The sequence below is a fragment of the Pseudomonas sp. Q1 genome (assembly GCF_009935975.1).
GTDB classification, from domain to species: Bacteria; Pseudomonadota; Gammaproteobacteria; order Pseudomonadales; family Pseudomonadaceae; genus Aquipseudomonas; species Aquipseudomonas palleroniana.
Genome location: NZ_QODI01000013.1, coordinates 116,660 through 130,610, shown reverse-complemented (window position 1 = coordinate 130,610; position 13,951 = coordinate 116,660). Strand labels below are relative to the sequence as shown.

The 13,951-nt window shown below is 57.0% G+C and carries 16 protein-coding genes; 8 read left to right on the top strand and 8 right to left on the bottom strand.

Annotated features, from left to right (window positions below; all coding sequences use genetic code 11):
* Window positions 1–54: 54 nt before the first annotated feature.
* Complete coding sequence (locus DK870_RS21060) at window positions 55–801, top strand: 3-oxoacyl-ACP reductase family protein (RefSeq protein ID WP_161549585.1); 747 nt, start codon at window positions 55–57, stop codon at window positions 799–801.
* A 165-nt stretch (window positions 802–966) separates the two neighbouring features.
* Here DK870_RS21060 and DK870_RS21055 read toward each other — a convergent pair whose 3' ends face one another.
* Complete coding sequence (locus DK870_RS21055) at window positions 967–1,656, bottom strand: HAD-IA family hydrolase (RefSeq protein ID WP_090369251.1); 690 nt, start codon at window positions 1,654–1,656, stop codon at window positions 967–969.
* Window positions 1,657–1,806: 150 nt separating this feature from the next.
* Entirely contained in the window at window positions 1,807–2,775 is a 969-nt protein-coding gene (locus tag DK870_RS21050; protein ID WP_161549584.1) for an NAD-dependent epimerase/dehydratase family protein, read from the bottom strand.
* A gap of 93 nt (window positions 2,776–2,868) precedes the next feature.
* Between DK870_RS21050 and DK870_RS21045 the strand changes: the two genes are divergently transcribed.
* The 4 genes from DK870_RS21045 (at window position 2,869) to DK870_RS21030 (ending at window position 6,033) form a co-directional block, all read left to right on the top strand.
* The gene (locus tag DK870_RS21045) at window positions 2,869–3,753 is read left to right on the top strand and encodes a LysR family transcriptional regulator (RefSeq protein WP_161549583.1); all 885 of its coding nucleotides are present in this window, start codon (window positions 2,869–2,871) and stop codon (window positions 3,751–3,753) included.
* Between the two features lie 55 nt (window positions 3,754–3,808).
* Window positions 3,809–4,387, top strand: a complete 579-nt coding sequence (locus DK870_RS21040; RefSeq protein WP_161549582.1) for a DUF4337 domain-containing protein — start codon at window positions 3,809–3,811, stop codon at window positions 4,385–4,387.
* A gap of 190 nt (window positions 4,388–4,577) precedes the next feature.
* Complete coding sequence (locus tag DK870_RS21035) at window positions 4,578–4,913, top strand: hypothetical protein (RefSeq protein WP_060756254.1); 336 nt, start codon at window positions 4,578–4,580, stop codon at window positions 4,911–4,913.
* Window positions 4,914–4,992: 79 nt separating this feature from the next.
* Complete coding sequence (locus tag DK870_RS21030) at window positions 4,993–6,033, top strand: DMT family transporter (RefSeq protein ID WP_161549581.1); 1,041 nt, start codon at window positions 4,993–4,995, stop codon at window positions 6,031–6,033.
* Window positions 6,034–6,095: 62 nt separating this feature from the next.
* Here DK870_RS21030 and DK870_RS21025 read toward each other — a convergent pair whose 3' ends face one another.
* Window positions 6,096–6,554, bottom strand: a complete 459-nt coding sequence (locus DK870_RS21025; RefSeq protein ID WP_161549580.1) for a DUF2442 domain-containing protein — start codon at window positions 6,552–6,554, stop codon at window positions 6,096–6,098.
* 3 nt (window positions 6,555–6,557) lie between these two features.
* Window positions 6,558–6,791, bottom strand: coding sequence for a DUF4160 domain-containing protein (locus tag DK870_RS21020; protein ID WP_161549579.1), 234 nt, complete (start codon window positions 6,789–6,791; stop codon window positions 6,558–6,560).
* A gap of 413 nt (window positions 6,792–7,204) precedes the next feature.
* Here DK870_RS21020 and DK870_RS21015 point away from each other — a divergent pair, with 413 nt between their 5' ends.
* The 3 genes from DK870_RS21015 (at window position 7,205) to DK870_RS21005 (ending at window position 9,714) form a co-directional block, all read left to right on the top strand.
* Complete coding sequence (locus DK870_RS21015; protein WP_161549578.1) at window positions 7,205–7,474, top strand: short-chain dehydrogenase; 270 nt, start codon at window positions 7,205–7,207, stop codon at window positions 7,472–7,474.
* Window positions 7,475–8,134: 660 nt separating this feature from the next.
* Entirely contained in the window at window positions 8,135–8,350 is a 216-nt protein-coding gene (locus tag DK870_RS21010) for a hypothetical protein (protein ID WP_161549577.1), read from the top strand.
* Between the two features lie 506 nt (window positions 8,351–8,856).
* Entirely contained in the window at window positions 8,857–9,714 is an 858-nt protein-coding gene (locus tag DK870_RS21005; protein WP_372241688.1) for a phage antirepressor N-terminal domain-containing protein, read from the top strand.
* A 1,116-nt stretch (window positions 9,715–10,830) separates the two neighbouring features.
* Here DK870_RS21005 and DK870_RS21000 read toward each other — a convergent pair.
* The 4 genes from DK870_RS21000 to DK870_RS20985 are packed head-to-tail and all read right to left on the bottom strand — an operon-like array spanning window position 10,831 to window position 13,950.
* Window positions 10,831–11,802 carry a DUF2345 domain-containing protein gene (locus tag DK870_RS21000; protein WP_161549575.1) on the bottom strand — a complete coding sequence of 324 codons (972 nt, stop codon included), beginning with the start codon at window positions 11,800–11,802 and terminating at the stop codon, window positions 10,831–10,833.
* Window positions 11,775–12,479: a hypothetical protein gene (locus DK870_RS20995; protein WP_161549574.1), complete on the bottom strand. Its 705-nt coding sequence runs from the start codon at window positions 12,477–12,479 to the stop codon at window positions 11,775–11,777. The genes DK870_RS21000 and DK870_RS20995 overlap by 28 nt, the downstream gene beginning before the upstream one ends.
* Window positions 12,476–13,030, bottom strand: a complete 555-nt coding sequence (locus tag DK870_RS20990; protein ID WP_161549573.1) for a DNA-binding protein — start codon at window positions 13,028–13,030, stop codon at window positions 12,476–12,478. The genes DK870_RS20995 and DK870_RS20990 overlap by 4 nt, the downstream gene beginning before the upstream one ends.
* Window positions 13,027–13,950 carry a hypothetical protein gene (locus DK870_RS20985; RefSeq protein WP_161549610.1) on the bottom strand — a complete coding sequence of 308 codons (924 nt, stop codon included), beginning with the start codon at window positions 13,948–13,950 and terminating at the stop codon, window positions 13,027–13,029. Before DK870_RS20985 ends, DK870_RS20990 begins: the two co-directional genes overlap by 4 nt.
* Window position 13,951: the final 1 nt, after the last annotated feature.

Here is a 13,951-nt window from a genome sequence, read left to right as displayed (position 1 = left end):
CGATACTCGCTTCCAACCACAAGGCATTCCGCCTTGAACAGCTCGGAGATCGACATGACCACACAAAACCTCAGCGGCAAAGTTGCCTTGATCCAAGGCGGTTCCCGCGGCATCGGCGCCGCCATCGTCAAGCGCCTCGCCGCGCAAGGTGCAGCCGTTGCCTTTACCTACGTCAGCTCGGCTGACAAGGCGCAAGCATTGCAGAACAGCGTGATCAGCGAAGGCGGCAAGGCCTTGGCGATTCATGCCGACAGCGCCGATGCCACGGCGATACGCCAGGCGGTCGACACCACCGTCGCAGCGTTCGGCGGCCTGGACATCCTGGTGAACAACGCCGGCGTGCTGGCCATCGGGCCGCTGGAAGAGTTCAAGCTGGAAGATTTCGACCAGACCCTGGCGATCAACGTGCGCAGCGTGTTTATCGCCACTCAGGCAGCCGCCAAACACATGAAAGACGGTGGCCGCGTGATCAACATCGGCAGCACCAACGCCGAGCGCATGCCGTTTGGCGGTGGCGGGCCGTATGCCATGAGCAAATCAGCGTTGGTGGGGCTGACCAAAGGGCTGGCACGGGACCTGGGGCCGCGTGGCATCACCGTCAACAACGTGCAGCCTGGGCCGGTGGACACCGACATGAACCCGGCGAACAGTGATTTTGCAGAAAGCCTGATCGGGTTGATGGCGGTGGGTCGGTATGGGCATGTGGAAGAGATTGCCAGCTTTGTCGCTTATCTTGCCGGGCCGGAAGCCGGCTATATCACAGGCGCCAGTCTGACTATCGATGGTGGTTTCAGCGCTTAAACCACTGTGGGAGGGGGCTTGCTCCCGATGGCGATGTGTCAGTCACTGTATCTGGTGACTGAACCACCGCCATCGGGAGCAAGCCCCCTCCCACAATGACCGCGTTAATCCTTAACTGACTGGCATCAGGGCATGCCCCCTCTCACACTATTTGATCGTGTTTGTTCAGGACATCGGCGGTAGGCCATAGGCGGCGAGATCGAAGTCTGCAAGTTTGCGAATGATCTGGTCAGCATGCTGGTACTTGCTGTCAGCCATGGCTTCATCCGGCACGGCGATGGCGGTCATATGTGCGGCTTTCGCGGCGGTAACGCCGAACGGCGAATCTTCGAATACCAGGCAATCCTCGGGCGCGACGCCCAGGCGGCGGGCGGCGGTGAGGAAGATGTCGGGAGCCGGTTTGGCGGCGCCGACTTCCGGGTCATCGGCCGTGACGATGGTGTCGAACAGAGCAAACCACTCGCGGTGCAGCGTGGTCTTGTGGCCAAACGAATTACGCGACGAACTGGTGCCCACGGCAATCGGAATATGGTGTGCTTTCAAATGCCGCACCAGCGCTTCCGCACCGGGCATGCCCAAAGCTTTGGGGAAACGCTCGCTCATCAGCGGTTCACGGATGGTCAGGAACTGCGCCGGTGTGATCGGCAGGTCCAGCGCCTTGACCACATAATCGGCCAGGTCCTGGGCGCCGCGGCCAATGATGTGCTGCTTGATACCCCAGTCATAGGTTCGGCCGTAGCGTTCGGCGATGATCTGCGTCACTTCGGTGTAGATGCCCTCAGTGTCCAGCAACAACCCGTCCATATCGAATATCACGGCCTTGATCGGACCGACAGCGCTAAGCGGTGCATTCATCACAACAGAACCTGGAGGAAGGACTAAAAGGATTCAGCACAATAACGGCCACGCTTGTCGGCAGGCAACCCTTTGCCATGACCGCCCGCACTGCAACGGCGCAGGGAACGGCAGTGGAGCTGTTCAACCTCGCGGTGTAGATGCGCTTGATCAGGCGGGCTCAGACAGGCAGCCCAAACCGTCCAATGTGGCCTCCACCGCCTGGTCCAGCGGCGTATGAGGTTCCCTGCCCAACACCGCGACCAGGCGTTCATTGCCCATGCGCAACGGGGTGCGCCAGAGGTAACGCATCTCCTGCATCTCACGGAAAGTGACGACAAAGGGCGCCGCCACCTTCAACAGCCACCAAGGGAACCGGCCTACGCGGGGTTGCTGACCCGTCCTGCGCAAAACCACGCGCTGGATGGCCTCGCTCATCTGTGTGCCATCGGCATCGACGAAACCCTCCATGTGAAAACGGGCGAACGCCTCAAGGGTGGCACGGCGCTCAAGCAACTCGAGCATCGTGCGCGCCACGTCCGGCAAATAGGCCCACTGATGCATCACGCCACGCGCGCCCGGATAACTCACTTTGGCGACCGGTTTTCCGGGTTTGATCAGCCCCATGGAAAACCAGTTATTGGACGCACGGGCGCCGAAAAAATCCCCGGCGCGTACGATCAAGACCCGCGCCCCCTGGCGGGAGGCGTCGAGCAAGCGTTGCTCCAGTTGCACACGGATCGCCCCTTTGCGCGTCTGCGGGTGCTGGGGCGCATCCTCATGCGGCAGCGCAAACGCATCCGGCCCGAAGTTATACACCGTGCCCGGCAACACGATGGTCGCACCCTCGGCAATCGCCGCCGCGATGGTGTTGTCGATCATCGGCAGTACCAGCCCGGCCCAATTGCGATAGCCCGGCGGGTTGACCGCATGGACGATCACCTCGCAACCACGCGCTGCCGCCAGTACTTGCTGCCGATCGAGTGCGTCGCCCTTGAGCCAAGTGAGGCCTGGGTTTCGCCGGCGGGCCTTGTCGACATCCCGGGTCAACGCAAGCACGTCCCAACCCGCCGCCGCCAGTTGCTGCGCGACCTCGCCACCAATGCCACCGGTTGCACCCAATACCAGAACCTTGCTCATCACAGTCTCCCACGTTGGTTGGTGAGCGCATTCTGTTCCGGACCCGGCTATAGAGGAATTGTCTAAGACCCACCAGTCGCTATACATTTATGCATGGCATCGAATATTGGTTGGGAGCTTTACCGGTCGTTCCTGGGTGTACTCAAGGAAGGATCGTTGTCGGGGGCCGCGCGGCTGCTCGGCATCACGCAGCCTACGGTGGGCCGGCATATCGCTGCGCTGGAAACGGCGTTGGACGTGGTGCTGTTCACACGTTCACCGACAGGGCTGCTGCCGACGGCGGTGGCGCATACCTTGCGCGCCCACGCTGAAACCATGGAACGCACCGCCGCCGTCCTCGAGCGCGCCGCCTCCGCCCACGGTGACGAGGTGCGCGGTGTGGTGCGGGTTTCCGCGAGTGAAGTCGTCGGCGTGGAATTGCTGCCACCGATCATCACCCAATTACGCCGCGAGCATCCGCACCTGCGGGTCGAACTGGTGCTGACCAACCGCCTCAGCGATCTGCTGCAACTGGAAGCCGACATCGCCGTGCGCATGGTCCGGCCCAGCCAGGAACAACTGCTGGCGCGGCGCGTGGGCCTGATCGAAGTCGGCCTGCACGCCCGTGATGATTACCTGCAACAACGGGGCGTGCCCCTGCACATGCAAGACTTGGCCAACCATTCGGTGATCGGCTTCGACCAGGAAAACGCCTTCATCCGCAGCCTGGCCATCAAGGGCTTCGAACGCAGCGCCTTCGCCCTCTGCAGCGACAGCGACCTGGCACAACTGGCACTGATCCGCGCCGGTGCCGGGATCGGAGGCTGCCAAGTGCAACTGGCCAAGCGCGACCCACGCCTGCGGCGAGTGCTGCCGCAGTTTTTCGCGCTCAAACTGGACACCTGGGTGACCATGCACGAGGACCTGCGCAACAGCCCACGCTGTCGGGTGATGTTTGATGCATTGGTGGCCGGTTTGCAGCGTTACGTACAGCTTTGAGACAGCTTCACTGGTAAAGAATCAGGCTTCCCACATTCCGTGTGCAGAAGCCCCCATGTCCGAAGCCTTCGAAGTCCCCAGCCCCCACGAAAAACACATCGAACACACCACCGAACATGCCCACGGTCGCGGTGACAATTTCGCCAGCCGCATTGCCGTGATGACCGCCCTGATGGCCACCCTCGGCGCCATGCTCAGCTACCAGGCCGGCTCCACCGAAAGCGAAGCGGCAATGGACAAGAACAACGCCGCCATCATCAAGACCGAAGCCGCCAACCAGTGGAATTACTACCAGGCCAAATCCAGCCGGCAAAACCTCGCCGAACTGGCCGCACACATCCCCGGCGTCGATGCGGCGCACTACAACGACGAAGTGCAGCGCTACAAAAGCCAGAAGGAAGACGTGCGCAAACAAGCCGAAAAACTGGAGGCCACCTCCCGAGAGTGGGATCAGAAATCCGAAGAGGCACTGCACCAGCATCACCGCTGGGCCCAGGCGATGACGGCGATTCAGATCGCGATTTCGTTGGCGGCGATTACCTTGCTCACGCGGCGAGAATGGTTGAAGCACATGTCCTATGCGGCGGCGGGTGTGGCGGTGGTGCTGGGCAGCCTGGCGTGGCTGCATATCTGACTTCACACGATCAATCGTGGGAACGCGCCAAGCACGCCCCGGTGTGCGGGTGTCCGGCCTGTCAGCCTCGGCGTAAGTGCGGGTATGAAAGTGAAACCTTTGGCTGGCGGATTTCAATCTGCCATCTGAGCGATTAGAGTGTCGCGCCCCGGGAAATTGGATCCCGGGCTTGAGTTCATGGAGTTATTCAGTGAAGTACGTCAGTAAAGTGGTTGCAGCAGCAGTTCTGGGTTTCACCCTTGCAGGTTGCACCGGTACCGCGATCAAATCCCCGCATTACGACAGCAGCCAATACACCGTTTTGGGCCACAGTGAAGCCAGCGCCACCGGCATCATGCTGTTCGGCTTGATCCCAATCGGCCAGAACAGCCGTTTCGTGCGCGCGCAGGACGCGGCCATCAAGGCCAAGGGTGGCGATGCGTTGATCAACACCCAAGTGCAAGAAAACTGGTTCTGGGCCTGGGTGCTCAGCGGTTACACCACCAAGATCTCGGGTGATGTGGTCAAGCTGAAAACTGCGCAATAAAGGATTGTGAAATAGTCAAAATCGCCAGGGCTCAGGCCCGTGCGCGACGTATCATGGGCCATACCTTCGAGGATGGCCCATGAACCTCAGTATCCTTTACGCCCTCGCGGCCGCCGCCCTGTTCGGCGCCAGCACCCCACTTGCCAAAAGCCTGGGCCTTGGCCTCTCGCCCATACTCCTCGCCGGCCTGCTCTATCTTGGCAGCGGTATCGGTCTGGCCGGTGTGCGCTGCATACGTGATCGCGGCTGGAAACCTAGCGGATTGGCCCCCTCGGAATGGCCCTGGCTGCTCGGCGCCATAGTCTTCGGCGGCATCCTCGGGCCCGTCGCCCTGATGTTCGGCCTCACCCGCACCGCCGGGGCCACGGCTTCATTGATGCTCAACCTCGAGTCGGTACTGACCGCGGTGATCGCCTGGCTGGTGTTCAGGGAAAACGCCGACCGCCGTATCGTCCTCGGTATGCTCGCCATTGTGCTGGGCGGCGTGGTGCTGTCCTGGTCCGACGGCGGCGCTACCAGCCAGGACTGGACGGGACCGTTTGCCGTTGCGCTGGCCTGCCTGTGCTGGGGAATCGACAACAACCTGACGCGCAAGGTATCCGCGTCTGACGCCCTGTTTATCGCAGGCGCCAAGGGCTTGATTGCCGGATGGGTGAATTGCAGCTTGGCGCTTTATCTCGGCGCGCAGCTCCCGAGCGCCGTGCAACTTGCGCCCGTGTTGCTGGTCGGGTTTCTCGGCTATGGCATCAGCTTGGTCCTGTTCATACTGGCACTCCGCGGGCTCGGCAGCGCCCGCACCGGCGCCTACTTTTCGACAGCGCCCTTCCTCGGGGCTGCGGTTGCCTTATGGGTGATGGACGAGTCGGTCACCGTCGCGTTCTGGATCGCGTCGGCGTTGATGGCTATCGGCGTGTGGCTGCACCTGACAGAGCGGCATGCCCACGAGCATCTGCATGAAGCGACGGAACACGGGCATCGCCACGTGCATGATGAGCATCACCAGCATGAGCATGACTTTGAATGGGACCCGGCGGTGCCGCATAGCCACGTGCATGTGCACAGTGCGATGAAGCATAGCCATGCGCATTTTCCGGACGTGCATCATCGGCATAGGCATTGAGGAGTGGCGTATTCAGGGAATGTATCAAGGCCGTTCAGCGCCGCCCTGAAAACAGCCTTCGTTCAAGCGTGGTCGCCGTTGTGAGCTTTACGCTCGTACTCCCAGCCTTTGCACGCCAAACCTACATGTTTGGGAATCAAAGCCGCGCCACTGCTATACGCAGTGATTGTCCGGCGAGAGAAGCCAAGCTCTACCGCCGCAGCGGAAAGGGACAGGTTGTTACTGAGCATCCACCGCCTGAAATCCCGCGTCAGCATTACCTCACCGGACTGCTCCAAGGCCAAGCGGTGAAGCGTCACGGCAGACAGTTCCAGGTCGTCACCCCACGTCACATCAAATCCCCACTCACCGACTTCCACCTGGCCAAATAGCGCCAAATCCAGAAGAGGCTTCAAGATGGGAAAGGTATTTATATGATCGGCTAGATCAACGGTATGCCGCTTGCCGTTACTCCACTCAATCTCAAGGGCATGCTTGCCGGCAACTGGTTGCACAGCAGAGATGCGAAGCTTGCTGGTCATAAGTCAGTTCCTCCGGTTTTGTTCATCCCATACGCGCTCAAGATCAGCAATATGAGCTTTCGCCCAAAGCAGGGCTGCTTTCAATGCCTTTGTCTCGGCGCCTGTACCGAGCACCACCAGTCCTTCTATCTGAACCAGGGACTCGCCATCCGGCGTCTGCACGTGAAAGTGCGGCGGCGCGTGGTCGTCGGGATAGATTTTTATTTTCCAGTTTCGCTCAGCGTGAAGGGTAGCCATGAACTGGATGCTAGAGAAAATACTTCCCTAGCACAAATGCAATTTCAAACCCTGCCCAGTTCATCACCTTCAACACCGACACGCCTGACTACCTGTTCAGTAATCAAGGCAGAGTCCTACACTCCGCTCAGAAACATCAGCCTCCCACTTCAAAATCGCCAAGCCTATAGTCGCTCGGTCGCCCACATGGCGATCGGGTTTGGCGACTCGACGATAAATCGACAGAAACGTCCCGGCGTGTTTGCGGGATGCATCTGTGCGCAATAAGCTGCTCAACGGTAGCTGTGCGTGGGAGACCTTCGGGTCTGCCGGTTTTTCCGATTGTCCCGGTTCGCCAACCTGCGTACAGCTGCCACCCTTTTGTTTGGCGACAAATGAGTGGTTGCTATCCTCTGACAACCGGAGTTCCACTCATGAACCAATACATGGCTCTTACCAGCAACGACAGTGCTGCCCCCGCCCTTTTTGTAGATACAACTGCTCCTCTGGAAATACTGCTAGACGCCGCGACCTATCGACTTCGCGCCGTGACCCAGGTCCTTGAGAATCTCGCACTACGCAGTGAAATAGGCAGTGATGCCGTCGTGCTCAGTGACTTTGCCCTGCTCTGCTCAATTCCACTACGCGATGGTTGCGATCTGCTGGATGTCATTGGGCGTCGGCTGGACATGCCGTGTACATGATCTAGAACGGGAAATTTTCAAGCCCAGAAAGCACAAAACCCCTGGTTTCTTTCGAAACCAGGGGTTTTGTTTATATCGAATTTGGCGGTGAAGGAGAGATTCGAAACTACCCGCAACGCCCTCTAAATTTTCAAAGTGCCCGGTTTACGCGGGCTGCAGCGGTGTCGGCTCTTCAAAAAAAAGGGATTTTTAGTCCCATGGTAGTCCCATGGGTTTTGCACCAAGTTAGTGCGCGAGGGTTTAGAGGTGGCCAAAAACGTCATCGGGGCCAATTTATGTTGAGGCGTGGGAAAAAGGTAATATTGGTAATACGCTCAGAAAAATAAGAAAAAACCCTTTAATTTCAATAGCCTAATGAATATATAGAAAGGTAATAATTTGGTAATTTATAGGTTAGGTCATTACCTTTTTATCAAGTAATTTCTAGCCGTCTCCATCCCCAGCAAAACCGGGCACTTGGCCGAATATTACCTTTGCCATTACCAAATATTACCCCTCCAGGTAATGCGCTCAGCCCACGAAATACGAGGGCTACAGCGAATTTACAACCACTCCTAACCAAAATTACCTTTTTCCCAGCCCTGGTTCCAAAAATAGCCATCGATTGGGCAAATCCTCGTGCAGGGATCTAGTCTGTGGGATTACGACTGGAGCCTTCATATGGAACAGGAATATTCGCTGCCAGATGTGCTTGAGAGAATGTATGAAAATCAGCTGGCCCTTGAAGCCGCGTTGATGGAGCTGACGCTACGCTTCGAAGAACAAGGCTCAGTAGACGCGGGTGAAAATGTGCGTGGTGCCTTGGAGACGATTGGCGAGAACGCAGGCCATATCAAGCAAGGGTTGGCCCGGCTCAAGCGTCAAGAAGCCAAATAGGCGTGAGACAGGTTTTGAAATGCCCTTACTTCGCTGTAACCCTTACGCCTCGGGGCCTACGGTAGCTTTCCGTCCAAATCGAGCGCCATCATTAAAGGGAACGAAATAGATCTATCTCGTATCGGAAAATACACGTATTCGTAGATTTTCTTCTTTTCCGATCAATGAATCTGGGGAAGCGGCCTCCACTCCCCTAATACGATTGTTTCTCACAGCTTTGTGAGCACACTGCATTTTTTCGCAAAACTTTGCATTTCGTGAAAATGCTATTCACACCGGCGAGCCCTTAGCGGACCTGGCCTGCATGGGCGATTGCACCACCCTTTACCTTTGCACAAAAAACACAGGTGAAGCCCGTCGGCGGGAGGGGGATAAGTGCTTTTCCCCGTACTTTTTTCTTTGCCTAGAGCTTTTCATTCACACATGGGGATAATAGCCCCTGATACCGTTACAACTGCCAGAGAACCATCACCATTATGGTGATGGTTGCCGAAGAGGGATCTAATGTGGATACGCAGCTAATGCCGGTGCCTTTCTATGAGGACACGTTGGTTATCGTTCGTAAGGATGCCGAGCCATTTGTTGCTATGAAATCGGTCGTGGAGGGCATGGGCCTGGCTTGGCAGGTACAGCATCGCAAGATTGCGGAGAAATTCGAATCTACCGTATCGGAAATCGAAACGGTTGCAGAAGATGGAAAACTCCGAGGCATGACCTGCCTTCCCCTACGTAAACTCCCAGCCTGGCTTTACTCGATCAGCCCCAACAAAGTCGCGCCCGAGCTGCGTGACAAAATTGTTCGCTATCAGGAGGAGTGTGATGACGTCTTGTGGGAGTACTGGTCCAAGGGCAACGCCATTCGGGCAGTTCTACCAAACGTTGCCCAGCACATCGCCTTGTCACGTCATCGTTTGACCTTGTTGAAAGAGTTGCACCGTTCCAACGACGCCGGCGTGCGCGCCGCGCTACACGAACAACTCGCACAGACGTCACGGCTGTTAGGGCTCTCGATACCAGAGCTACTGACCATAGGAAAGAGCGATAAGTCGCATGAGGCTTCGCTAAAGCCGCTATGGGATGCCCTGGAAATACTCGATCGACAGGGCGAGCGGTACAATCATGCTCCTTGGTTGAGTGGCATGATCTACTTGAAGCTACCGCATTTAGAAGCGCTTTTTAAAAAACACGGTATAGACTTGCTTTTTGACGCAGAACTGCGGCGGGCAATGAAAGCAAGCAAACAACCCAAGTTCGTCTCTACGGGTCCCAAAGGCAGCTCGATTGAAGGAAAGACAATTCGTTGCTGGATATTTGAAGGACCTCTCAAACCAGAGCCCAGCCTCAATCACCTCTTCTCTGGCTAAAAAATCAAACCAATTATCATTCACTCAGGGATTAATAATTGAACTACCTGTATCTAGCTCTACATATAGTCGCACCCCTTTTCATACCAATGATAGTGATTTTATTATTTAGCACTGGAAGCATTATAGCCCGCATTAGAGATTTAACAGCGCTAAACTCCAGGGAGAGCCTAATAAACCAAAAGCTTTTCTGGCTGAGCATACTTATTCCTATTTCCTTATTTTTTTCTTTTGGAATTATATGCTGGACTGGCCATCAGATTGACTTATCTGGAGATGGGATCGAACGTTTTTTAAGAATCAGCTCATTACCTCTGGCATTGCTGTCAGCCGCAATACCATTAGGGGTAGTAGTGGCCAGCTTCCACTCAACCCAGCAAGTGGCAGAGCAAATAAAATCTACAAACCAAAAACAATCTTGATTCATTTTACTCCCATCGCACCGAGTTTTTTAATCATTTCAATCGGCATAGCGCCATAGATTATTTCGGTGCGCTTAATGGTAAATTCAAGCCTCACCCACTGCTATATTACAACTGCATTGAAGGAAATCCTGCCGAGGGCATACCAGAAATAAATACTACTTTTTTTGCCGAAGTTGATTTTTTATTCATCTCTGCAGCAGAATACTTTCATCAAATACTTGAAACGGAATACAACGATGATTGGATAAACTGTTACTGCTTTGACTTATGCGACAGCGTCTACAACATCTCCGGCAAACTCGGTTTGCCGGAGATCTACAAGGAACTTACAGACAAAAGTCATTTAATAAGATTCCAACCAGTCAACCCAGCACATGAAGAGTTCCAGGTCATAACACTTGGCTCCAGTGCCAATGAAGCCCTATCGGCCTTTAGATACGCATACGAATATTATGAAAGTTTATGCGGCTTTTTCGGATTCGAACTAAACATCCTGCAGCAACACTTAAAATACTTAGTTAGAGGAGGAAAAGTCTTTGAGAAATCCGGATATGAAAATATCAATTTATTTTTCAGAGACGGTTTACCAACCTTAGCTAAAACCCCAGGCGTAAGAATTTTAAGCACCTCTGAACTAATATCGCGCACAGGCACTAAATCGAACTCTCCTAAATCTTTTTAATCAATAAAATCAGAGCATGATAATTTTAACTTCCCCACCTAATTCTGCGGCCAACACTGAAGCATATGTGAATGCCGCCGCATTTTTGGGTGGTGAATTATGCTCATGAGCATGCGAAGCCAACTGAGTATTCATCTCTTGCACCAACTCCAATAAGTCGCAGAGCACCTGCAAAACGTTGACTCCCTCAGAACCCAACCAGGTTTTGGGAGAGACTAGTCGCTGGCTGACCTCCGCCACACTCTCACGCAGTCCCTGAATCCTTTCCCCCATATCGCCACCCACCGTGGCATTGAGCCTCTGCCCCACCACCAGGTTTAAGTCCCGCCCAGTCGCCTGGTGCAGATCGTCCACCGCCGCCAGGCTGGCAGATCCGCCCGACAGCAACTTGAGCGCGCCCAGGGCCTCGATCGTCTTGATCCCGCCCACCGACTCCTTTGAATGGTCATCCACCTTCCTGGTGTGATTCTGGAACGTCTCCCTGTTCCCCATCGCCTCCACTTCCCGTTCGATCGCCTTGTCCCGTATTTTGCCGTCAGTCTGGCGCAGCCAATTGCCATCGGCGTCTACACGCTGCTGACAGGCTTCGCTGTGCTGCCACACCTGGTCACCCTTCGGCACACTGGGCATGCTCAGGCCGTGGGGCAGGATGCTTTGGATATAGGGCTTGTGCGGCAAACCGTAGGCAAAGCACACCACAACTTGGGTGCCTTCTTCGGGAAAGGCATAGATGCCCATTTCCTCGCCGCCAGTTGGAAGCGGCAATGGCACACCGGCAAGAATCGGTAGCTTGGGATCTGACTCGCCGTCCGGCCCCATGACCTCAATGTCGACCGCATAGCGCGGCCGAAAGTCGTCACAGATCCCGGCGCCGGCCGGAGCGTCGGCCACGGCGACAACGCGGGCAAAGCGTGGCAGGTGATAACCGCCGGTGAGTTCAGGGAATTGCCGTTCTACGCTGCGGCGGATTGCGTCGTCCATCGGATGGCCATCTGGTTGTCGATGAGCGCCACACTGGTGATGCGCTCCCCGTGGTTGATTGTTGCACCTGGTCGCAACCCGGGAAGGGCTGCAATCATTGCGCTTTGGTTGCCCTGGTAATCGTCGAACAGCTCCACCGGCAGTTGCAGCGGCGAGCGAACGCCAAAAAAGCTGTCGGCCCAACTGCCCACGAACACTTCCCCGTCCCCCTGCTGCTGCCAGATGAAGTCGGGAATGTTGAAAACCCGGGCCAGGCTGTCCATGGCTTGGTAGCCAGCGGCCAGGCTGTAGAAGAACGGCGCCTTAACGCCGGCGTAGGACTGGTCCGGGACACGAAAGCGCAACCCGGTGTGCTGACTGATCTCGACCAGGACGGCACGCAAGTCGACGTGGCGCAGGTTCAGCGGTAACGGATTGGCCAGAATCGCGGCCAGCTCGCGGCAGAACAGCACCTGTTGGGTGCTGCCGGCTGTGGTGGAGCGCTCGACGAAGCCAATGAAGTGGCGCTGCAACGTGTTGCCGTTGTAGCCGATATCGAGCGTGACCAAACCCTTGACCGGCTTTGTGGCCTGAATAGTGAACGTCGCCCTGCCTGGACTTTTCGCATCCAGCCGTACTTCGTTTTTGACCAGGACGTAGGGCTGGCCGTTGATGGCCAATTCCTTGTGCAGCTTCATTGCTTGTCACTCCCGCCCAGCCAGGTGTCGACCTTTTTCAAGGTCGCTTCAAAACCGGTCAGCTCTTCGGGCGCACCAGGTGAGTCGCTGCCGGCGCCGCCGACCGCACCGACCGCGCCGCCTGGGCCCGACTGCGCGGTGACCGCGTTGCCCGATCGCCGGCCCTCGACTTTCTCAGGGTTCGACAGTTTTTCAGTCAGGGTGAACTGGATCAGCCAGCCGCGCAGATTGTCGTCTTCCCGGGCGCTGACGCCTTCGGTGAACGTCACCTGGCGCATGCCGAACGCGGCGGCGGTGTCATTGACGATTCGGTAAGTTTTGAGCTGGCCACCGCCTTCGGTGGCTTCCACCAGGCGCATCAGGTCGCGCAGTTGCACCTGGTCAACGAAAGGAATCATCAGGCTGACGGTCAGGGTCTTCGGCTTAAAGCCCTTGTGCCCCTTGTCGGTGTTGCTGGTCTGGCCTGACAAGTCGTCGCTCTCAATGCGCAGATTGCCGGTGACCTTGAGGTTTTTCCCACGTACCTCTTGCCCATCCAGTAACAGCGTCATAGGCCCACCAGCTCGCGAACAAAGCTCAATCCCTGCTCAGATCCCACCAGCAGCGCGCCGGCGCACAGCACCCATTCATGCCCCGGGGGATCGCCGGCCAACAACGCCTTGCATAGCTCCGTGGCATTACCAGGGCCGATCAAACGGGCGCGCATGCTGCTATCGGGGTTGCCATCAGCCAGCAGGGCTTTGAGGTCGGCCAGTTGCTGATCACGGCCCTGTTGTTGAGCTGCTTTGCGGGTAGCCAGGGCGGCAAGGTCAGCCATGGGCGAGCTGTAGGCGGCGTAGCTCTCCAGGACGGCGAGTTGGCCGGCCATGGATTGCTGCGCCGCCTTGACCACCGTGCAGCGCTCCAGGGGCAGCGACTGCCAACGCGGCAAGGTGCCGGCGGCGGGGATCTCCCATTTTTCTGTCTCCAGCTTGGACAGGTGCCGCGCGCGCCGTTCGGCTCGCACCAGGTCGGGCATGGGCAACAAGGCATTGAACCGTGCCAGGCTCGCGGCCAACTGATCAAAGCGCGTGGACAGGAACATCAGGCACAGCGCGAACTGGGGACCGACTGGCCGGCCGGTGTCGCTCACGTCCACCAGTTTGCCGGCCAGCTGCTGCAGCAAGTTCGGTGCAGACAGGAAGCGTTGGTAGCCACGTCCCTGGCCGATGCCACTTTGAAACGGCGTCACTACCAAGCACGCCGGGGCTTCTCCCATCTGATCAGTGATTGCTGCACGGCCTGCAGCGATCACTCCCTGGGCAGCGTCACCCACGGGCCCGGGACTGGTGGTGGTTTTGCCATTGAGGTCTGCCAGGCGTTTCGCGGTGCCGGCCAGCTCGCCGCTGGCCATTCCTTGGGCCGCTGACAGTTGCCCCATCCATTCGGTGGCTTGGGCAGGCCAACGCATTGTCACCGGTGACCAGGTCATG